Raw genomic sequence first — 20,428 nt, forward strand, 5'->3', positions numbered from 1 at the left:
CTCCTGGTGGTGTGATCGTCATCGGCCCGTTGGGGCGTCACAGTACTGCGATGGTACGGGTCAGACGCGCGTTGCATGAGGCTTTTGCGAAGGATGTGGCGACATGCCATCACTACCCATCGCGCGGGTTGTACATCTCGATGTCGACCACACCGGGCACCTCGGCGAGTTGCGCCATCACGTCGCGCAGCGGGGGGCCGGCCCGGAACCTCATCTGCGCGGTGATGAGGCGGCGACCTCCGGATTCCTTGCCCCGCGTGGACACCAGGGTGGTCTCGCAGCCGAGCGCCGCCACCTCGGCCAGCACACTGCGCATCACCCCGCGCCCGTCCTCGTAGGTCAGTTCCATGATCGAGCGTTCCCCCGAGCGGGGCAAAAGCCGCCCCAGGGGCGCCACGACGAGCACGGCCACGAAATGCAACAGGGTGGCGAACGCGGCCAGCGGCAGCAGCCCGGCGCCGCACGCCATCCCGATGGCAGCGGCCAGCCAGATCGACGCCGCGGTGGTGAGACCCCGCACCACGTCGCGGTTCACGAAGATGACGCCGGCGCCCAGAAAGCCGACACCGGAGACGATCTGGGCCGCGATGCGGGAGGGGTCGCGCGTCACCTGGTACTCCGCCATGTAGACGAACCCCTCCACCGAGATGAGGGTGAACACGGAACTGCCGAGGCCCACCAGCGCGTGGGTGCGGATGCCGGCGGCCTTGTGGAAGAACTGCCGTTCCCACCCGATCAGGGTGCAGAGCACGAAGGCGAGCCCGACCAGGCCCATCTGGTGCGGCACCTGCGCCCAGTCGAAGAGCGCCTCAAGCGGCAACATTGCTGCCGCCCACGAGCGTCATCATCAACTCACAGGCCATCGAATTCGACCAGCTGAACCAGGGACGGGTGAACCGGTTCGGGTCGTCGACGTCGAATCCCTCGTGCGTCCATCCCGTGCCGCCGTCGGTCGCGAGGATGGTCTCGAGGCAGGCCCGGGCCTCGTCCGGAGTTCCGGTGAGGCCCTGAACTGCCAGGGCGATGTGCCACACGTGGCGCGGGGGGGTGTGGGGACTGCCGATGCCCGCCGCGTGCCGTCCCGAGTAGTAGAACGGGTTGCTTTCGCTGAGCACCCAGGCCCGAGTCGCCTGGTAACGGGCATCGTCGCGTGCGACGTCCGAGGTCAACGGCAGCGACAGCAGCGACGGCATGTTGGCGTCGTCCATGAACAGCTGCCCGCCCCGCCCGTCGACCTCGTAGGCGAAGCGCCCGTCGACACAGCCATGCTGCTCCACTCCCCCGGCGATCTCAGCCGCGAGCGAGGCGGCATCGATGTCCAGTTGGCCGTCGCCCCACTGGCGCGCGAACTCGAGGATCTGCCGCAACGCCCTCAGGGCCATCAACTGGGCGGGCACGTTGTAGCCGAAGGTGCAGGCATCGTCAGAGGGGCGGAACCCGCTCCAGGTCATGCCGGTCCAGGCGACCGGCGTGCCACGCCCGTCCGGCCCCAGGGTGTCGCCGGGCTCAGAGTCGCGGACGTGGCGGTAGGTGGATTCCTCGAAGTGCCGCTGTTCGGTGCGCCACTGCGCGACGATGGCCCGGCACCCGGCGCCGACGGCCTCGTCCAGGTGACGCGCGTCCCCGGTGGCCCGCCAGAGGCGGGCGGCGAGGTCGACGGCGAAGGCGAGCGAGTCGATCTCGTACTTGCGCTCCCACACCCCCGGGTCGAGCTCCAGGTCCTCGGCGTCGAAGTGCGCGCCCGTCGGCCCGTCGTTGAAAGCGTTGGCGTAGGGGTCGAGCGCGATGCACGCCCACTGACGGGCGACGACCCCCCGCAGGACGGCCGCCACCTCCGGGACGTGCGCCAGGCGCAGGAACGGCAGCACCTGGGCCGAGGAGTCGCGCAGCCACATGGCGGGGATGTCGCCGGTGATCACGAAGACGCCTTGGGGGCCACACGTCATGGTGGTGCCCCAGGTGTCGAGCATCATCGCCTGGAAGCGCTCCGCCGCAACGGCGCCGAGGGAGCCCTCGATGCGGCTGGCCCAGTCGCGGATCTCCGCGACGAGGAGGTCGCCTGGTGGGTTGGTGATGGGACGCATGATCTTCCGTTCAGGGTGAGGTGGTGACGGTGGGTTCGCGGCACCAGTTGACTTCCATGGCGGTCAGCCGCTGGAGATGCCGACCCAGACCCTCGAGGCTCCCGGAATCCCCGGCGGTGCCGGCCCAGAGCTGTTGGGCCAGGGCGCTGCCACGCGGCCACAGCAGGTTCTCGGCCCGACCCCAGGTGCGCACGTACTCCGTCCACAGTTGGAACTGGCCGCCGAGCAGATGCCGCTGGGAGGGTCCGTCGAGCCGGAGTTCCCCGGCGAAGCCCGCCACGTCCCCCAACGTGGTGGGTCCTGCGATGGTCAGCGGCTGGTCCGGGCCCTCGTACTGCCCGTAGTCCAGGTACGTGTACTGACTGGGTGCGGCGATGACGTCGAAGCCTCGGGCGGCGGCCTCGGCGATCGCCTGCCGGTCTCGCCACACCATGACGGTGACTCCCTCGGGCGCGCCGAGCTCCAGCACTTCGTCCCACGCCACCGGCCGCCGTCCGGCAGCCAGCACGTGCCCACAGATCCGGCGCTCGAACCACGCCTGCGCCTCGGCCCCGGTCGTGATGCCCTGCTCGGCCATCAACGACAGGGAGGCGGGGTGCGTGAACCACTCCTCGGAGGGGCACTCGTCCCCACCGATGTGGATGGGCGAGCCCGGGAACAACTCCATCACGGCGTCCAACACGTCGAAGCAGAAGCGCACCGACTCCTCGGTCAGCGCCAGCACGTGGTGCGACACTCCGAAGCATGTCCGCGGGTGGCTCACGTGGTCGCAGGCGCCCAGGGCCGGATAGGCGGCGATGGCCGCCTCCATGTGCCCCGGCATGTCGATCTCCGGCACGATGGTGATGCCGAGTTCGGCGGCCCTGGCCACCAGGCGGCCGATCTCCTCCACGGAGTAGTGGCCCCCGTGCGGGCGACCATCGTGCTGGGGGAAGTCGTCGCGGTCGTCGGCGTCCGGGGGCGGTTGGTGTCCGGGCAACGTGCCGGGGCGCCACGCGCCCTCCTCCGTCAGGCGCGGATACTTCGCCACAGGCACCCGCCAGCCCTGATCGTCGGTGAGGTGCAGGTGGAGGACGTTCAGCTTGTGGGCGGCCATCACCTCCAGATGCTTGAGCAGCCCGTCGAACGGGAGGAAGTGCCGCGCCACGTCGATCATCGAACCGCGCCACGCGAAGGCGGGTTCGTCCGCCACCTCCAGGCAGGGCACCACGAGGTCGCCAGGCTCCATGGGGCCGGGCCCGTGCACCTGGGGCGGGAGCAGCTGCAGCAGGGTCTGCACCGCCCACCCCTCGCCGGCGTCATCGCCGGAATGGATCGTCACCCCGTCGGAGGTGACGACGACGAGGTACGCCTCGGGGGCGAGTTCCCCGTCGCGGTGGAAGTCGACGCCGATGCCGTCGCCCGTGATGACGGAGACGCCGGCCGCCGTGCCGAGGCGCTCGGCGAGCAGGCGAGCACCCGGTCCGCCGCCCCGCACGGGCAGCGGATCCGGGAGTTGCAGGGCACCGTCGTGCGCGGCCAGGTGGCGGGGAGTAGGCAGCAGGATCATGAGCGGACCTCCGGTTCCCACGCCGTGATCCTGGGGTCGGTGAGGTCCGGCACATTCACGTCGCCGAGGTGCCGGGTCTCGGGGCCGATGGTGACGACGAAGGCGCCCGAGGCGCGCGCGGCCGTGGCACCCATGGGCGAGTCCTCGAACACCACGCAGTCCTCGATCGACACGCCGCAACGGGCGGCCGCCGCCAGGTAGAGGTCCGGGGCGGGTTTGGGCCGCTCGACGTCCTCGGTGCCCAGCGCCGCGGTGAACAGGTCACCCCACCCGAGCGCCGAGACCACGTGCTCGACGATGGCGGTGGGCGAGTTCGACGCGATGGTGATCGGCATCGTCGCGCTCAGACGCTCGATCAGCGCGAGGGCCCCGGGCGTCGGGCGCACGCCACCCGCGAGGTTGGCCATGATCAAATTCGTCATCCGCTCCGACAGTTCGGTTCGATCGGCGTCGGGGTACTCGCGCAGGAAGTCGTCGACGACATCGCTCACCGTGCCGCCCAGGACCCCCTTGCCCGTGGCATCGCCGCCCACCTCCTCCCAGAGTTTCCGGGTCGCGGCGAACCAGGCGTCCTCCGAAGCCACCAGTGTGTTGTCCATGTCGAACAGGACGGCAGCCACGCGTTGGGGCAGCCGTTTTCCGGTGGTCGTCGTGGCGATCAATGGTCCTCCAGGAGTCGTGGATCCCCCAGCATAGCCAGAGATGATTATGTTTGAACATTTCGAGCGAGTTTGCTCAATTCGGGCGACCGAAGGGTAGATTCCCTGCCATGCTGGCCTCTCCCACCGTCGACCTGCTCACTGTCGGCCTGTCGTACCGCGACCTCATCTTCACCGGCGTCCAGACCCTGCCCGCCCCCGGCGAGGAGCGCTACGCGGAGGGCCTGCACGAGATGTGGGGCGGCATCGCCACCATGGCCCGCGTGGGCGCGGCGCTCGGCATGAAGACCGCACTCGCGACCGCCGTCGGCTCAGACGACGCCAGCGTGCGGCTGCTCAGCGACGCGCAGGCCGCCGGCATCGACACGAGCCTGACGGCCCGGCACGACGGATGGCGGCTGCCTGTGACCGTCGCCATGTCGCTGCCCCACGATCGGGCCATGCTCACCGTCGAGGACGCGCCCCCCGCCGACGTGGCCGCTCATCTGGAGGCGGAGACCTTCCGGGTGCCGGCCATCATCGTCGACCTCCGCGACCCCGCCGCCCCGTGGCTGCAGCGGTCCCGCGCCGCCGGCTCCACGGTGTTCGCCTCCCGCGGCTTCGATGCCACCGGGCAATGGGGCGACGACGAACTCAGCGGCCTGGCCGGCACCGACGTGTGGATGCTCAACGACATGGAAGCCACCGCCTTCACCGGGCTGACCGACCCCGTGGCGGCAGCGCGCCACCTCTCCCGGCGCGTGCCGCTCGTGGTGGTCACCCGGGGCGCGGCGGGCATGGTGGCCGTCGATGCCCGCACCGGCGCAGAGGCATCCGTGCCGGCCTTCCCAGTGTCCCCGCTCAGCACCATCGGCGCCGGCGACACCACGCTGGCGGCCCTCGCCTTCGCGCACACCCTCCCCGGCACCGGCCTGGAGGATCATCTGAACCTCGCGGCCTTCATCACCAGTTCGGTGCTCGCCTCCCCGGAGGGGGCCGCGACCCCGCCCACCCTCCGGCAGTTGCGGGCGCGATTGGCGCAGAACGCGGATCCCCGGGCCGGGCGCCTGCGCGAAGTGCTGGACGCGAGGTGAGCTCCGCGTTCTCGCTGTTGGTGCTCGGCGACACCCAGTACCTCTTCGACGGGCAACGCCGCCGGCCGGAGTTCCTGGCGGAAACCTTCCACCACGTGCACGCGCTCGTCGACCGCGGCACCGTCGCCCCCGTCCGGCACATCGTCCACGTAGGTGACGTGACCGAGCACGGCTGGCCCGAGGAGGTCGACGCCGCGCAGTCCGCCCTCGCGGACGGGGCCGCCCTGTTCGGGCGACCGGGCATGACCATCGCGACGGGCAACCACGACGTGGCCCACCATTCCGACGACACTCGCGGGCCCACGCCCTTCTTGGACGCGTTCGGCGCAGGCTCCGCACTGCTGCCTGGCACCCACGCGCACGCGCTCCTCCACGGGCCGGGTGGTTACTCCTCGTGGCGGGTGGTCAGGGCAGCCGACGACATCGAGCTGGGCGTCCTGGCCCTGGACTGGCGCCCGTCGGAGGACGGATGGCGCTGGGCCGACGACGTGCTGGCGGTGCACGCCCACCTGCCGACGGTGGTGGTGAGCCACGAGGCCGCCTCGCGGGGGGCGCTGACCACCCACGGCGACCGGGTCCAGGCCTTGCTCGCGCACCATCCCCAGGCGTTCCTCGTGCTCGGCGGCCACGAGTGGCCCAGCACCCGCGTGACCGTCCCCGGGCGCGAGTACCACGCCGTCAACTACCAGGAGCTTCCGTTCGGCGGGGCGGGGGCGGCGCGCATCTACGAGTTCGACCCGCGCCGCGGCGTGTGCCAGGTGGTCTCGTTGTGCCCCGCGGCCGGCCTGCCCGCCATCGGGCGCTCGGTGGAGGCGCGCCGACGCCTGGCCCTCAGCGGCGCCGAGGACCAGTTCTGCTTCGCGCTCCCGGAGGCCCTCGGCGGGCGTGAGACACCGTGGCAGTCCGACGGCCTGCGCCTCGTGGCCGATCTGCGGCCGGACGGCGAGACGGAGTTCGACCTGACCCTGCCCGGACGCTTCGTGCTGCAGGTCGACGCGACGCTCCCCGCCGCGATGCAGGACGGCTGGCAGGTGCTGCTGGCCCGGCTGGGCGAGGCTCCTGGGGGCTCGGCCGAGCCCCTCGCGGCCATGAGCCTCTCATCGGAGAACTTCCTCGGGTGGATGGCCTTCACGCGCTGCGGCGAGACCTGGGCGAACTCACACGAGTACGCACCGGGGGCCCAGGTGAGCATCGTCGTGGCCAACGGGCCGGAGCCCGGGATGTGGGTCGACGGTGACGCGGTAGGGCGGGTGGATGCCCACCTCGGAGAACCGCTGGCTCAGGGCACCTGGCGGTGGCGCATCGGCGCCGGAGAATACGACGGCCAGTGGGCCGACCCCTTCCGCGGCGAGGTGCGCCGCGTGCGGGCGTGGGCCGCCTGAGGCCACCTCACCACTCGAAGGACAGATCCCGGCTGGGGCCCAGGGCCTCGATGCCACGCTGAACACCAACCCCCTCCGCATCCCACGAGCCCTGGCGGATGCCCAGCGCCTCGAGCAGCAGCCACATGACGTCCTCGCTCCGCAACACCGACGGGGCCGCCAGGACCTCGGGCAGGCGCCCGCCCACCCGGTGCGTGATGAGGAAGCTGCGGCGCACCTCCACCTCGTCTTCTCCGTGGCCGCCCTGCGGCTTGTGGCCGTGGTCGGTGGTGACCGCGATCAGCCAGTCCTCGCCCAACTGTTCATGGCGTTCCGACACCGCCTTCACGAGATGCCGCGTCCATTCGTCGGCGTGGCGCAAGGCTGCACGGTACTCGTGCGAGTCTGCACCGTGTGCGTGCCCGGCCGCGTCCACGCCCTCGAAGTACACCACCGAGGCGTCCGGACCTTCGTGCAACAGGCGCCACGCCGCCCAACTGGCCACCGCCGCGTCGGCTGCGGCGATCCCCTCCTGGGTCCCGGGGTGGAACACCTGGTGCTGCCCGGTGCGCTGCTGGTCTGCGCGGGCCTGGAGGATGGGGCCGGGGGACTTCACGAACGCGTCCCAGGTGGCGGCAGCCATGGTGCGGGCCGCCGGGTTGGCGAAGTAGATCCTGGAGAGGATGTCGGGCCGGCGGGCGAGGTCGTGGCCGACGAACTCGTTCCACCAGACGTTGCACTGTTCGTGCGTGGAGCCTGTCAGGATCGAGGCCCAGCCCGGTCCGGAATCCGTTGGCGGGGTCATCCACATGGGCAGGATGCGCCCCTGCGAGTGGCCCGCATCCGCCATGAGGCGCGCCAGCGTCGGCATGAGCGGCCCCTCGGCGGCGGCCGCACTGACATCGGTCGTGTTGTCCTCGCCGCCGGTGCTGAAGCGGTCCTCGGAGGGATGGTCGGGAGCGGCGAAGCCCGGGTCCCCCGCGACGGCGCCCGGAAGTGCGAGGTCGACTCGGACGCCGTCGATGCAGATCAGGAGCAGCTTCATGCGCTCGTCCGAACCCGGAGGGTGAGGATCTGGAACGGGTGCAGCCGCAGCGTGACCGGGTCGGCCGCCGCACCGGCGGGAAGTTGCTGGGTCGCCTCTTCGACGGGTGCCTCCAGCAGGTCGACTTCGGTGATGGTCGCCGCGGGCAGCGCGAGATCCAGCGTCAGCCTGCTGCGGGCGCCCGCCGCCTCGTGCAGCCGCACGATGATGTCGCCTGAGCCGTCGAAGGCGGGCTTGATCGCGTCGAGCACCGCCCACGACTGGTCGTCGGTGGGCGTCAGCGCCACCAGTGGGGGCAGCTCGACGGACCCGTCGAGCACCCTCAGCGGCTGGTTGAGGCGAGTCCCTGCGTGATGCGACGCCGCAAGATCCGTCCCGACGGTGAGGCTGTAACGCAGCGTGTGCCGGCCCGCGTCCGCCGCCGGGTCAGGCGAGTTGGGCGCCCGCAGGAGACTGAGTCGGGCCTCGACGCCGGCCGTGGGGGCATGCTCCGAGCCGCCGGCGGGGACGACGTCGTGACCGTAGCCGCCGTTGGTGCTGAGGGTGACGCCGTAGCCCGGCTCACGGAGCCACAGCCACCGATGACCCACCGTCTCGAACCTCGCGTGGTCCCAGGAGGTGTTGACGTGGATGGGGCGTTCGATGTGACCGAACTGGATCTCCGCCGCGGAATGGGTGGCGCGCACGTCGAGCGGGAACGCCACCTTGAGCAGCTTCTCCCGCTCGCGCCAGTCCACATCGGCGACGAAGTCGACTGCGGCCGAACCGGCATCCAGCGAGATCGCCTGCGTGACCCGGGACCCGCCGAAGCGACGCGTCACGTGCACCGTGGCACGCAGCGCGGAATCGGCGACGACCTCGATGGTCTCCACCGCGGTGAGGTCCTGCGACGACCGCAGGTACTGCGCCTCCAACTCCCAGGCGTCGAAGCAGCTGGGGTGGTCAGGGTGCAGGCGCAGCACGTTGGCCCGCTGGCCGGCCGGCAGCACCTCTCGCTCGGCGCCCAGGTCGAGCACGGAACTCAGGGTCCCATCCGGTTCGATGACGACGCGGACCAGCCCGTTGCCCAGCACAATCCGTCCCTGCTCGTGGGTCACGGTCACCGGAGCCACCTGCTCAGGGAGGCCGACGTCCGGGGCCAGCACGCTGGCCGAGAGCGGCGCCACCGAGACCAGCCGAAGCTCGTCGCCCACCGCCACCACTTCCGTACGGCTCACGTCGGAGGGGTTGACGACAGAGCGTCCGCCCTCGCCGCGGAGGTGCGCCCATGCGGCGTGGAGCAGTTCGTCGATCTCCGCCAGGATGGCGTCGTATTCGGCGATGGCTTCGCGGTTGACCCAGCCCGTGCTGCTGCCGGGCAGGATGTCGTGGAACTGGAGCACCAGGACGCGGCGCCACAGCTCCTCGAGCTTCTCATGCGGGTAGTCGTGCCCCGAGCGTGCGGCGAGGGTCGCCAGCCATTCGGTCGCCTGGAGCGCGGCTTCACTGCGGCGGTTGCCCTGCTTGAGGGCCATCAGCGACGTGAAGATGCCCCGATGGAACTCGAGGTACAGCTCGCCGGACCAGACAGCAGGGTCGTACTCGGCCCGGGCCGCCTGTGCGAACTCGTCCGGGGAGCCGTGGGACACGACGGGGGCTCCTTCGAGATCGGCGAAGCGGCGGACCCGCTCGACCATCTCGCGCACCGGCCCTCCCCCACCGTCCCCGTAGCCGTACGGGAGCATGGAATGCGTCGCGCGGCCCTTCTCCTTGAAGTTGCGCTCCGCCCCCAGCACCTCCTCGGCGCTGACGATTGAGTCGTACGAGTCGCACGGCGGGAAATGCGTCCAGATGCGGGTGCCGTCGATGCCTTCCCACCAGAAGGTGTGATGGGGCAGCTTGTTCGTACGGTTCCAGGACAGCTTCTGGGTGAAGAACCACCGCATGCCCGCAAGGCGCGCGATCTGGGGCAGTTGCCCGTTGTAACCGAACGAATCCGGCAGCCAGAGGCAGTCGGTGGTCACGCCGAATTCGTCCTTCATGAACCGCAGACCGGAGGTGAACTGGCGCACCAAAGACTCGCCGCTGGGCATCATGGCGTCGGGCTCGACCCACATCCCGCCGACGAAATGCCATTGGCCGCGGTCGATGGCGTCGCGGACGCGCCCGTACACCTCCGGCGAATCCTCCTTCACCCAGGCGTGGTGCTGGGGCGCGGAGTTCGCGAAGTGGAAGTCCGGGTACTCGTCGGCCAGCGCGACGACGTTGCTGAAGGTGCGCACGATCTTGCGCCGGGTCTCGCGGATGGGCCAGAGCCAGGCGGTGTCGATGTGGGCGTGACCGATGGCGGTCATGTGCTGGGCCGAGCCTGCGGCCCCGCTCGTCAGCAGGGGTTTCAGGATCTCCCGCGCCCGGCTGGCGCCGGCGGCCACCCCGTCCGCGTCGACGACGTCCGCGGCCTCCTCGAGACCCCGCAGGAGCACGGCGCGCCAGGTGGAATCCACCGGCAACTGCCGCATCAGGCCGTCGAGCACGTCGAGGTCGAGGTGGAGACCCCACACCTCGTCGTCGCGTTCGACCACCTCGGCGCCGCCGAACCGCCACACGGGTCGGTCAGAGCGGGTCAGGATGTCCCCCTCCTGCGTCGACTGGCCGAGCTTGAGCGTCATGTCCGGGTTCGAGGCAGCCTCGACCATGAGTTCCAGGGTTCCGTCGTCACCGACGAGGTTCCTCTGCTCCGCGAGCGAGCCGAAGGTGAGGGGCACCGTGCGGTTCATGGGGTTGACCGCCTTCAACGGCCAGCCGTCCGTCGTGTAGACCATGCCCTCGGACTGGTTGCCTGCCCAGTCGCCGACGAACCCCAGGTCGATGCGCAGTTCGAGCCGCCCCTTGGCGTCGTCGGCGGGCACAGCGCCGCGGACCTTCAACCACCAGGTGGACCAGGCCGGCCCCCAGAGGGTGTCGACAGGGAACGGCTCGTACTGCGCCCCGGCCGCCTCCTCGAAGGGCACCGGTTCGCCCGGGACCCGCCACGCCGTGACGTCCAGCGGGGCGACGACGCGGTAGACGCCGCCGGCGACCCGCTCGCGCAGGCGCTCCAGGCGTTCCTCGACCAGCTCGCGGTTGTCGTGCATCAGGCGTTCTCCTTGAGGTAGGACAGGTCGTCGAAGTTGGCAACGAGGTCGTCGAGGAGCTCCTCCGCCACGCGGAACGAATCCACCAGGGGGTGGTGGGTGAGCGCCAGCAACGCATCAGGGCGTGACTTGTTGACGGCGGCGTCGATGGTGCGCTGCTCCACGTACTTCGCGTTGACCACCATGCCGCGGCCGTGCTCGGGCACCATCGCGCCCGGCAGCGGCACGACGCCGTTACCGTCCACCCGACAGGGGATCTCGATGACTGACGAGTCGCTCAGGTCAGGGAGGATGCCGTTGTTGGCGACGTTGAGGATCAGCTCGGCCGGCACGTCGTTGGCGATCGCGTGCATGATGGCCAGCGCCACCTTGTCGTACCCCCCGGTCTCGAGATCGGCGTCATCGCGCTCGAAGTTTCCTGCGGCTTCCCGGTTGGTCGCCATGTAGGTGACCTCCCGTTCGAGGCGGGTGCGTTCCCACAGGTCGTAGGCGCTCGACTGCTCGATGCCCAGCGACTCGTAGAACCCTCGCTGCTGCTTCATCAGGAAACGTCCCCGGGTCTGGTCCGTGCCGCTGTCGATGGTGAGGTCTTCCCGGGAGAAGTAGTAGTAGTGCAGGTACTCGTTCGGCACGGCGCGCAGCGCCTGGACGAGTTCCGCGCCGAAGAGGCGGCCCTCCTCGAAGCTCTCGATCAGGTCGGGGCGTTCGAACAGCCGAGGCAGCACATCCACGCCGTCGACCTCGAGACCGGTCAGCCACCCCAGGTGGTTCAGCCCGGCATAACGGATCTTGATCCTGTCGCTCCCGGTATTCATGAGGGCCACGTCGGGCGCCACGAGACCGGCGCGCTTCAGGACGTCGATGATCCTGCGGACCATGCCCACCGGCGAGTCGCAGATCCCGATGACGCGCTCCCCGAGGTGCCGCTGCATGACCTCCGTGATCACGCCGGCCGGATTGGTGAAGTTGATCACCCAGGCCTCCGGCGCCAACTGTTGGATGGCACTGACGATCTCCAGCACCGCAGGGATGCCCCGCAGCGCATAGGAGATGCCGCCGGCACCCACCGTTTCCTGGCCGATCACCCCGTGGCTGAGGGAGATCTGTTCGTCGAGGGCGCGGCCCGCCGTGCCGCCCACCCGGACGGCCGAGAAGATGAAGTCCGTGTCGCTGATGGCCTCGCGCAGGTCCGTCGTGCTGACCACCTCAGGCGCAGCGTCGGACGCCTCGGAAAGCTCGCGGAGCACGCGCGTGATGGCCTGCAGCCGGGCGGCGTCGGTGTCGTAGAGGCGCAGTTGCGTGACGCGCTCCGGCGAATCGTCCGCCAGAAGGGCCTTGTAGACCAGCGGCACGCGGAAACCGCCGCCGCCGAGGATGGTGAGCTTCATACTGTCCTGATCTCGATGTTGTGGGATGAGCACCGTTCCATCAGGGACGGCGCGAGCTGGTGGGCGTCGGTGATGAGCCCGTCGAGCTCATCGATGTCGAAGGGGGAGCTGCCGCCCTTGCCGGGGAACTTGTCCGCATCGGCGAGGAGGTAGGCCTTCGAGGACGCGACCCTGATGGCACGCTTCACGTCGCTCTGCGCGTACGAGGTGTCGCGGATCCTGCCGGAGTCGGCGATGCCGGAGCACCCGAGGAAGGCGAGGTCGGCGTGCTGGCGCGCGAGGGCGTCGGAGACCTGGACACCGGTCAGGCACTGGTACTGCTCGGACCACCGCCCACCGAGCAGGATGATGTCGGCCTTCTGGGTGGCGCGGAAGTGCTCGAACGTGGGCAGCGAGGCGGTGAGCACCGTCACGTCCTTGGCCTCCATGGCCAGCGCCACGTAGTGCGCCGTCGTGCCGATGTCGAGGATGACGGTCGCCCCGTCCGGGATGAGTGCAGCCGCTGCGGCCCCGATGCGCTGCTTGCTGGCGCCGCGCCTGCCCAGCGCCTCCTGGAACGGATCGTCGATCTCGCGCTGGAGCTGGACCCCTCCCCAGGTGCGCTCCACCAGGCCCTGTTCCTCCATCTCCGCGATGTCTCGCCGGACGGTGGCCGGGCTCGCGCCCAGATGTCCGGCGACCTCTGTCACCGCGACCGGGCCGCGGGCATGGAGGAGGCGGAGCAGGGCGTCATGGCGGGCAGATTTCAGCACAGCGACAACCTACCCCAGAACTCGCCAACTTGCTCGTTTATGAACATTTTGATCAGGATTCTTCACACGCTGCCTTTTTGTTGTACATTGGGGCGCACAACGACGGTCGAGGAAGATCAACGATGTGCAGAATCCCTAGTCAAAACCATATGTCCGTGTACTACTCCGATGAGCAGCCGGCTCACCACGGGTGCGAGGCGACGCTTCGGGACCCACGGGACACGGGCGTCCGCCTTGATCCACCTGCACATATTTGATCGACTTCACCGCACGTGGCTGGGCCACCAGCGATCCCCCATCACGAAGTAGGAGAGACCATGACGGTTTCACGACGATCCATCCTCCAGGGTGGAGCGGCAGGATTCGGATTCCTGGCACTCGGCGGCCTCGTCGGCTGCTCGACGGCCGCGCCGCAGACCGGTTCCACCCCGACCAGCGGCGGATCCGCCGCAGCGGAGACCACCAACCTGATCCTCTGGACCTGGCCCGAGGGCTTCGGCGAGAAGGCCCTGGCGGCAGTGGCTTCAGAGTTCCCCCAGTACAAGCTCCGGCAGGACGTCATCGGCGGCGACTTCAAGCAGAAGCTCACCACCACCTTCACCGCCGGCTCCGGCCTGCCGGACATCACCGGCGTCAAGGGTGAGGACATCGCGTTCTTCAAGAGCCAGGCCAAGTTCTTCGTCGACCTCAACACCGTGGGTGCGGCCGACATCAAGGGCGACTACCTCGAATACAAGTGGAACCAGGCCACCGCCGCGGACGGCAAGCAGCTCGGCATCCCGATCGACGTCGGACCCACCGCCCTGTTCTACCGCTTCGACATCTTCGAGGAGGCCGGCCTGCCGTCGGACCCGGAGGAGCTCGCCGCCTCGATCCGCACCTGGGACGAGTACATCGAACTCGGCAAGAAGCTGCTGGCCGCCAAGCCCGACACCTACCTCATCCGCAACGCGGGCGGCCTCTTCGACGTCGCGTGGGCGCAGACCGGGAAGGGCTTCATCGACGAGGCCGGCGTCTTCATCGGCGACCAGGAGCACATCCGCAACGCCTGGGACACTGCGGTGAAGGCGCTCGACGCCGGCATCGTGGCCACCTTGCAGTCGAACAGCGCCGATACCGCTGCAGCCGTCAACGAGGGCCGCCTGCCCGCCGACTTCGGCGCGTCCTGGCACCTGTCCGACCTCATGGTCGACGCCCCGGAGACCGCTGGCAAGTGGCACGTGTGCGAGCACCCGGGCGAGGCCTACAACAACGGCGGTTCCTTCCTCGCCATTCCCGAGGGGGCGGCTGATCCGGCGAAGTCGTTCGAGGTCATCAAGTTCCTCCTCAACGCGCAGAACCAGGCCTACGAGTTCGAGGACAAGGGCAACTTCCCGGCCACCCCGGCGTCCTTCGAGATGCCCGAGGTCGCCGGCCCCGTCGAGTTCCTCGGTGGCCAGGTTGCCGCGGAGGTCTTCGGCAAGGCGGCAGAGACCATCCTGCCCCGCTTCGAGGATCCCAACGAGGGCACCGTCAACGCCCCGTTCTACGCCGAGATGGACCTCGTCGAGTCCTCCGGCAAGGATCCGAACAAGGCGTGGGACGACGCCGTGACCGCTGCCAAGCGCCTCGCGCAGCAGGTGGGCCTGACGGTGAAATGAGCGTGACTGCGGCTCGGCGGGGAGATGCCCAGGTCTCCCCGCCGGTCGACAGCTATCGCTCGTTGTCGACCTGGCAGCGCGTCAAGAAGTCGCTGCCTCAATATGGTGCGGTATCCCCATACTTCATCCTGTTCCTCCTGTTCGGGGCCATGCCCATGGTGTTCACCATGGCCCTGGCCTTCACCAACTGGTCCGGTCTAGGAGACCTCCACTTCATCGGCCTCGAGAACTTCCGCTATCTGATCTCGGACCCCCTCTTCTACAAGGCGCTCGGTAACACCGTCGTGCTCTGGATCATGGGCACGGTGCCCACGCTGACGATCGCCACGATCGTCGCGCTCATGCTGAACTCGACGCTGCGCTTCTCCACGACGTACCGCGTGATCTACCTGATCCCGAACGTGACGTCCATGGTGGCGATGGGCATCCTGTTCAGCTCGCTGTTCTCCAGCCAGTTCGGGCTCGCCAACGCGGTGGTCAACCTGTTCGGCTTCGAGAACGTCGCCTGGCTCCAGAACGAGTGGGGCATCAAGATCGCCATCTCGGCGCTGACCACGTGGTCGTTCGTCGGGTACAACGCGCTGCTGATCCTCGCCGGCCTCCAAGCCATCGACAAGACGCAGTACGAGTCTGCAGCCATCGACGGCGCCAACGGTTGGCGCACGTTCTTCCACATCACGCTGCCGCAACTGAGGTCGATCGTCTTGTTCATCACGCTGATGTCGACGATCGGCTCCCTCCAGAGCTTTACCGAGGCACAGGTCCTGACGTCGTCGATGTCCTCCGGTGCCGCCTCCGCCGGCGGCGTGGGCAACTCGGGTCTGACCATGGTCCTGTACTTCTACTCCGTCGCGTTCCAGGAGAACCGCTACGGCTACGGCGCCACCATCGCCTGGGGAGTCCTTGTCGTGGTGATGTTCTTCTCTGCCATCAACTGGCTCGTCACCCGCGAGCGCAAGGTGAGGGGTGTGCGATGAGTTCCATGAACGAACGCGCCGTGCCCGCCGCCCTGGCGGGTGCAGCGATCGAAACCGGTCGACGGCGCCGCCGGCCTCTGTCGCGGCGCGGCGCCGTGCTGCGGCACCTCGCGCTCCTCGCGGGCGCCCTGGTTTCGCTGTTCCCCTTCTACTGGATGTTCGTCCTGTCGACGAACGAGTCGGCCGTGATCTACCAGTACCCGCCGGTGATGACGCCGGGCGACAAGCTCGCCACGAACTACGGGTCGATCATGGAGCGCATCAACATCTGGGGCGCCATGTCGAACACGCTGGTGGTGGCCACGAGCGTGACCGTGCTGGTGCTGCTGGTCTCATCGCTGGCCGCCTTCGCCTTCGCCAAGTTCAGCTTCCCAGGGAGGAACGCGCTGTTCGCCATCGTGCTGGCGACGTTCCTGCTGCCCTCCCAACTGGCGACCATCCCCCAGTTCCTCTTCATGAGCAAGCTGGGCTGGGTTGGCGACCTCAAGGCCCTGATCTTCCCGTCTCTTGCCAGCGCGTTCGGCGTCTTCTGGTTGCGGCAGTACACCGTCAATGCGGTGCCGTCGGAACTCCTCGAGGCCGCCACGCTCGACGGGACGGGGTTCCTGCGGCAGTACTGGCACGTGTGCCTCCCCACCATCCGTCCCGCACTGGCCTTCCTGGGCATGTTCACCTTCATCGGTTCCTGGAACGACTTCATGTGGCCGCTGATCGTGCTGAACGACCCCAGCAAGTTGACGCTCCAAGTGGCCCTCAGCCAACTGAAGACCGCCCACGGCACCGATTACGGCATGCTCATGGCCTCGTCGCTGATAGCGGTGGTGCCCCTGCTGCTGATCTTCGCGCTGGGCGCCAAGCAGTTCATGGCCGGCATCACCGAGGGCGCAGTCAAGGGCTGACCCTCTCCACAGACGCGACGGCGTGTCCACCCTGGGCGGTGGGCGCGCCGTCGTCCCGTTTCAGGGACGGCCCGGGATCCGTCTGCGGACGTCGGGCACCGCGGCCGGCCCCGGCTCCCATGCCGCGACCCATGGAAGGTCGTCGGCCACATGCACGACGCCGTCCTCCAGACCCGTGTGGTGCCCGTCGAGCACACGGCGGGCGAGGTGACGGTCGCTGCGGTCGGAGTTGTGCCACAGCGCGCCGAACAACGCGTCCACCCGCACCCGCGCCTGCTCACAGAATGCCCCGGCGAGTTCGACGCCCTCGGGGTTGTTCTCCTTCTCGGCCGTGGCGCGCACGCAGGAGGCGGACATGGCGAACAGTTCTGCACCGATGTCGACGATCCGGCCCAGGTAGGCCTGCCGATGCTCCAACCTTCCCTGCCAGCGCGCCATCCCGGCGAAGACCCCCCGGGCGAGGCGCCTGGCGGCTCGCTCCACATAGCGTAGGTGTTCGGCCAACGGCCCGTGCTCACGGAAGGAGCCGGGAACGGTGCCCGCACCGACGACAAGCATCGGCAGCCACTTGGCATAGAACGCCGACGCTCGCGCCAGCGCCTCCGCGCGGGCACGCGTCGAAGCCTCGGGGTCGATGATCTCGCCTGCCACCTCGAGGTGGACGTCGACGGCCTCGCGGGCGATGAGGAGGTGCATGATCTCGGTGGAACCCTCGAAGATCCGGTTGATGCGGATGTCGCGCATGAGCTGCTCCACCGCGGCGGGGCGCTCGCCGCGAGCCGCCAACGAGTCGGCCGTCTCGTAGCCGCGGCCGCCGCGGATCTGGACGAGGTCGTCGATGATGCGCCAGGCCATCTCGGACGCGTAGAGCTTGACCAGCGCGGCCTCGATCCTGATGTCGTTGGAGTCGTCGTCGGCCATCATGCTGGCAAGGTCCAGCATCGACTCCATGCCATAGGTGCTGGCGGCGATGAACGCGATCTTGGTGGCGACGGCCTCGTGGTCGCCCACCCGGCTGCCCCATTGGACACGCTCCCCGGCCCAACCGCGTGCCACGTGGAGCGACCACTTCGCCGCGCCCACGCACATTGCCGGCAGCGACAAGCGGCCGGTGTTGAGCGTGGCCAGGGCGATCTTCAGGCCCTTGCCCACCTGGCCCACGACGTTGGCGGCAGGCACCCGCACCTGGTGGAACCGGATGAGCGCGTTCTCTATGCCGCGGAGCCCGACGAAGGCGTTGCGGCGCTCGACGGTGATCCCCGGTGAGTCCGCCTCTACGACGAAGGCCGTGATGCCGCCCCTGCTACCGGGGGTTGCCGGGACGCGGGCCAGCACGATGAACAGGCTGGCGATCGTGCCGTTGGTGGCCCACAGCTTCAGCCCGTCGAGGACGTAGGAGTCGCCGTCGGGCGTCGCCGTCGTGGCAAGCCGCGCGGGATCCGATCCGACGTCGGGCTCAGTCAGGAGGAATGCGGAAACCTCACCCGCCGCCACCCGCGGCAGGTACGCCTCCTGTTGGGAGGCGGTGCCGAACATCTTGACCGGCTGCGGTACCCCGATGGATTGGTGGGCTGAGAGCATCGCGGACACTGCGGGGCTGGCCGAGCCGATGAGCGTCAGCGCCTTGTTGAAGTAGTACTGCGTGAGACCCTGACCGCCGTGCGACTCCGGGACCTTCATCCCGAAGGCACCGATCTCGGCCAGCTCGGCGAAGGTCTCGTCTGGGACGCGTGCCTCGCGCTCGATCCGGGCTCCGTCGATGCGGCGGCACACCTCATCGACTCGGGTGAGGTAGCTCTCGCCCTTCGCGCGGGCCGCCGCGCTGGGCGTGGGCCAGGGCTCGATGAGGTCGAGCCGCAGCCTACCGAGGAAGAGCTCCTTGCCGAAGCTGGGTTTGGTCCACTCGGTCTGTCGTGCCGCCTCCGCGACGGTGCGGGCCTCGCGTGCGCTGGGGCCTTGGGCGGGCGCGGTTGTGGGGTGAGTCGTGGTGCTCATGATGCCCTCCAGGAACGTCCTCCCACGATACGCCCGGGCGGTCATTCCCGTGGGTGGTCGAACTGATGCGTGCGCGAGCCGGCGGAGCCGCGCAGGGAGGTGGAAGCCTGGACATTCGCCGGAGGCTGGAAGATGGGACCACCGGGAGCCAGACCCGCATCGTCACCGGCCCCCGGTTTCCCCCGCGCTCCGCTCAGGCTTCTAGTGTGGACTCCAGTCCAGCGTCGTTCGCGCGCTCCGCCAGTCTCTCGGCGACGTAGTCGATGTCCTTGTCGCCACGCCCGGACAGGTTCACCAGGATGATCTGGTCGGCACCCATCGACGGGGCGATGCGGATGGCGTGCGCGAGCGCGTGGCTCGACTCCAGCGCGGGGATGATGCCCTCCGTGCGGCACAGGAGCTTGAAGGCCTCCAACGTCTCGTCGTCGGAGGCATGCACGTAGTCGACCCGGCCGGTCTGCCGGAGGTGGGCGTGCTCCGGTCCGACGCCCGGGTAGTCGAGGCCGGAGGCAATCGAGTGCACCGCCGTCGGTTCGCCGGCCTCATCCTGCAGGATCACGGTCTTCATGCCGTGCAGCATGCCGTCTGACCCCAGGGTCATGGTGGCGGCGTGCTCCCCGACAGTACCCAGATCGCGGCCCGCGGGCTCGACGCCGTAGATGCGCACGTCCGTGTCGTCGAGGAAGCCGCTGAAGATCCCGATGGCATTGGACCCGCCGCCCACGCACGCGATCACGGCGTCGGGCAGGCGGCCCTCCTTCGCCAGGATCTGCTCCCGGGCCTCGCGCCCGACGATCGACTGGAAGTCGCGCACCATGGTCGGGTACGGGTGGGGGCCCACGACGGATCCGATGGCGAAGAAGGTGTCGTGGTAGTCCGCGGCGAAGACTCCGAAGGCCGAGTCGACGGCGTCCTTCAGGCACGCCCCGCCGCTGGTGACAGGAACCACCTTGGCGCCGAGCAGCTCCATCCGCACGACGTTGGGGTGCTGCTTGGCGATGTCGATGGACCCCATGTGGATCTCGCACTCAAGCCCGACCAGCGCCGCGGCGGTCGCCAGGGCAACCCCATGCTGGCCTGCGCCCGTTTCGGCGAGGAGCTTCTTCTTGCCCATCCGCTTGGCGAGGAGCGCCTCGCCGAGGCAATGGTTGATCTTGTGGGCGCCGGTGTGGTTGAGGTCCTCGCGCTTGAGGTAGATGGCGGCCCCACCCAGTTCCTCGCTGAGGCGCTGCGCCTTGAACAACGGGGACGGCCGGCCGACGTAGTCCGTCAATAGGGCCTCGTATTCGGCGAGGAAGGCCGGGTCGTTGATGGCCTCCTGGTACGCCTCGGCCACCTCGGCGAGGGGGGTTTCGAGCTGGGGTGGCACGAACCGTCCACCGTACTGACCAAAGAATCCATCTGAGCTACTCACACGGTCGACCTTAGTGCCGTGCTCCCAACGAGAACCGCCCGGCACGCCAGTGAAGGGGCGTGCCGGGCGGCTCACGAGGTCAGGCCTGCTGCTTCGATCGCGGCGTTCATGACCCCGATCACCGGCCACCCACCTTCGGAGCTGTTGCCCAGAATGCTGACGGTTGTCTGGCTCGCGATGATGTGCGTCGACCGGAAGGAGGCGCCGGCGTCATAGCCCTCGAGGATGGGCGCCGGGTGAGACCGGTGCAGCCAGAAGCCCATGCCGTAGCGCATCTCTTCCTCCGGCACGTCGTGGCGGGGACGCAGCATCTCGTCGACGGTGTCCCGCCGCACTATCCTGCCGTCGATCAGCGCGCGCCAGAACCGATGCAGGTCGTCTGCCCCAGCTGCACGGCGCCGTCCTCGACGAGCCGCACCACCGCCAGAGCGTGAAACTCTTGCTCCCGCTGGCGATGGCTATCCGCGCTCGGGGTGTCA

The 20,428-nt window shown here is 69.1% G+C and carries 16 protein-coding genes; 5 read left to right on the plus strand and 11 right to left on the minus strand.

The window, feature by feature from the left end; translation table 11 throughout:
* Positions 1 to 112: 112 nt before the first annotated feature.
* From ACX1DX_RS10240 to ACX1DX_RS10255, 4 genes are read right to left on the minus strand one after another with little or no spacing between them, the layout of a single operon-like run.
* Entirely contained in the window at positions 113 to 823 is a 711-nt protein-coding gene (locus ACX1DX_RS10240; protein ID WP_076063644.1) for an MgtC/SapB family protein, read from the minus strand.
* Positions 810 to 2,084: a glycoside hydrolase family 125 protein gene (locus ACX1DX_RS10245; protein WP_459396525.1), complete on the minus strand. Its 1,275-nt coding sequence runs from the start codon at positions 2,082 to 2,084 to the stop codon at positions 810 to 812. Before ACX1DX_RS10245 ends, ACX1DX_RS10240 begins: the two co-directional genes overlap by 14 nt.
* A 10-nt stretch (positions 2,085 to 2,094) precedes the next feature.
* Complete coding sequence (locus ACX1DX_RS10250; RefSeq protein ID WP_459398207.1) at positions 2,095 to 3,633, minus strand: beta-N-acetylhexosaminidase; 1,539 nt, start codon at positions 3,631 to 3,633, stop codon at positions 2,095 to 2,097.
* Positions 3,630 to 4,253, minus strand: a complete 624-nt coding sequence (locus ACX1DX_RS10255) for an HAD family hydrolase (protein WP_255362929.1) — start codon at positions 4,251 to 4,253, stop codon at positions 3,630 to 3,632. Before ACX1DX_RS10255 ends, ACX1DX_RS10250 begins: the two co-directional genes overlap by 4 nt.
* A 149-nt stretch (positions 4,254 to 4,402) precedes the next feature.
* On the opposite strand from ACX1DX_RS10255, the gene ACX1DX_RS10260 reads away from it, so the two are divergent.
* Positions 4,403 to 5,365, plus strand: coding sequence for a carbohydrate kinase family protein (locus tag ACX1DX_RS10260; protein WP_459396526.1), 963 nt, complete (start codon positions 4,403 to 4,405; stop codon positions 5,363 to 5,365).
* Positions 5,362 to 6,747, plus strand: a complete 1,386-nt coding sequence (locus tag ACX1DX_RS10265; RefSeq protein WP_459396527.1) for a metallophosphoesterase — start codon at positions 5,362 to 5,364, stop codon at positions 6,745 to 6,747. The genes ACX1DX_RS10260 and ACX1DX_RS10265 overlap by 4 nt, the downstream gene beginning before the upstream one ends.
* A gap of 7 nt (positions 6,748 to 6,754) precedes the next feature.
* Here ACX1DX_RS10265 and ACX1DX_RS10270 read toward each other — a convergent pair whose 3' ends face one another.
* From ACX1DX_RS10270 to ACX1DX_RS10285, 4 genes are read right to left on the minus strand one after another with little or no spacing between them, the layout of a single operon-like run.
* Positions 6,755 to 7,771 carry an alkaline phosphatase family protein gene (locus ACX1DX_RS10270; protein ID WP_459396528.1) on the minus strand — a complete coding sequence of 339 codons (1,017 nt, stop codon included), beginning with the start codon at positions 7,769 to 7,771 and terminating at the stop codon, positions 6,755 to 6,757.
* Positions 7,768 to 10,884, minus strand: a complete 3,117-nt coding sequence (locus tag ACX1DX_RS10275) for an alpha-mannosidase (protein WP_459396529.1) — start codon at positions 10,882 to 10,884, stop codon at positions 7,768 to 7,770. The genes ACX1DX_RS10270 and ACX1DX_RS10275 overlap by 4 nt, the downstream gene beginning before the upstream one ends.
* Positions 10,884 to 12,272: a 6-phospho-beta-glucosidase gene (locus ACX1DX_RS10280; RefSeq protein WP_459396530.1), complete on the minus strand. Its 1,389-nt coding sequence runs from the start codon at positions 12,270 to 12,272 to the stop codon at positions 10,884 to 10,886. The genes ACX1DX_RS10275 and ACX1DX_RS10280 overlap by 1 nt, the downstream gene beginning before the upstream one ends.
* Positions 12,269 to 13,024, minus strand: coding sequence for a DeoR/GlpR family DNA-binding transcription regulator (locus tag ACX1DX_RS10285; protein WP_459396531.1), 756 nt, complete (start codon positions 13,022 to 13,024; stop codon positions 12,269 to 12,271). The genes ACX1DX_RS10280 and ACX1DX_RS10285 overlap by 4 nt, the downstream gene beginning before the upstream one ends.
* 317 nt (positions 13,025 to 13,341) lie before the next feature.
* Here ACX1DX_RS10285 and ACX1DX_RS10290 point away from each other — a divergent pair, with 317 nt between their 5' ends.
* Genes ACX1DX_RS10290 through ACX1DX_RS10300 form a run of 3 tightly spaced genes read left to right on the plus strand, consistent with a single transcriptional unit; the run spans position 13,342 to position 16,540 of the window.
* Positions 13,342 to 14,664: an extracellular solute-binding protein gene (locus tag ACX1DX_RS10290; RefSeq protein WP_076061799.1), complete on the plus strand. Its 1,323-nt coding sequence runs from the start codon at positions 13,342 to 13,344 to the stop codon at positions 14,662 to 14,664.
* On the plus strand, positions 14,661 to 15,641 hold the full coding sequence (locus ACX1DX_RS10295) for a carbohydrate ABC transporter permease (protein ID WP_459396532.1): 981 nt from the start codon (positions 14,661 to 14,663) through the stop codon (positions 15,639 to 15,641). The genes ACX1DX_RS10290 and ACX1DX_RS10295 overlap by 4 nt, the downstream gene beginning before the upstream one ends.
* Positions 15,638 to 16,540, plus strand: coding sequence for a carbohydrate ABC transporter permease (locus ACX1DX_RS10300; protein ID WP_459396533.1), 903 nt, complete (start codon positions 15,638 to 15,640; stop codon positions 16,538 to 16,540). Before ACX1DX_RS10295 ends, ACX1DX_RS10300 begins: the two co-directional genes overlap by 4 nt.
* 60 nt (positions 16,541 to 16,600) lie before the next feature.
* Here the strand turns inward: ACX1DX_RS10300 and ACX1DX_RS10305 are convergent, their stop codons facing one another.
* The 3 genes from ACX1DX_RS10305 to ACX1DX_RS10315 all read right to left on the minus strand — a co-directional run bounded on the left by ACX1DX_RS10305 (position 16,601) and on the right by ACX1DX_RS10315 (position 20,284).
* Positions 16,601 to 18,535, minus strand: coding sequence for an acyl-CoA dehydrogenase family protein (locus ACX1DX_RS10305; protein ID WP_459396534.1), 1,935 nt, complete (start codon positions 18,533 to 18,535; stop codon positions 16,601 to 16,603).
* A gap of 193 nt (positions 18,536 to 18,728) precedes the next feature.
* Positions 18,729 to 19,949 (minus strand): tryptophan synthase subunit beta, encoded by a 1,221-nt coding sequence (trpB, locus tag ACX1DX_RS10310; RefSeq protein WP_459396535.1) that lies wholly within the window; start codon positions 19,947 to 19,949, stop codon positions 18,729 to 18,731.
* 71 nt (positions 19,950 to 20,020) lie between these two features.
* Positions 20,021 to 20,284: a serine hydrolase domain-containing protein gene (locus ACX1DX_RS10315; RefSeq protein WP_459396536.1), complete on the minus strand. Its 264-nt coding sequence runs from the start codon at positions 20,282 to 20,284 to the stop codon at positions 20,021 to 20,023.
* Positions 20,285 to 20,428 lie beyond the last annotated feature (144 nt).

The sequence above is a fragment of the Tessaracoccus zhenghani genome, assembly GCF_054552775.1.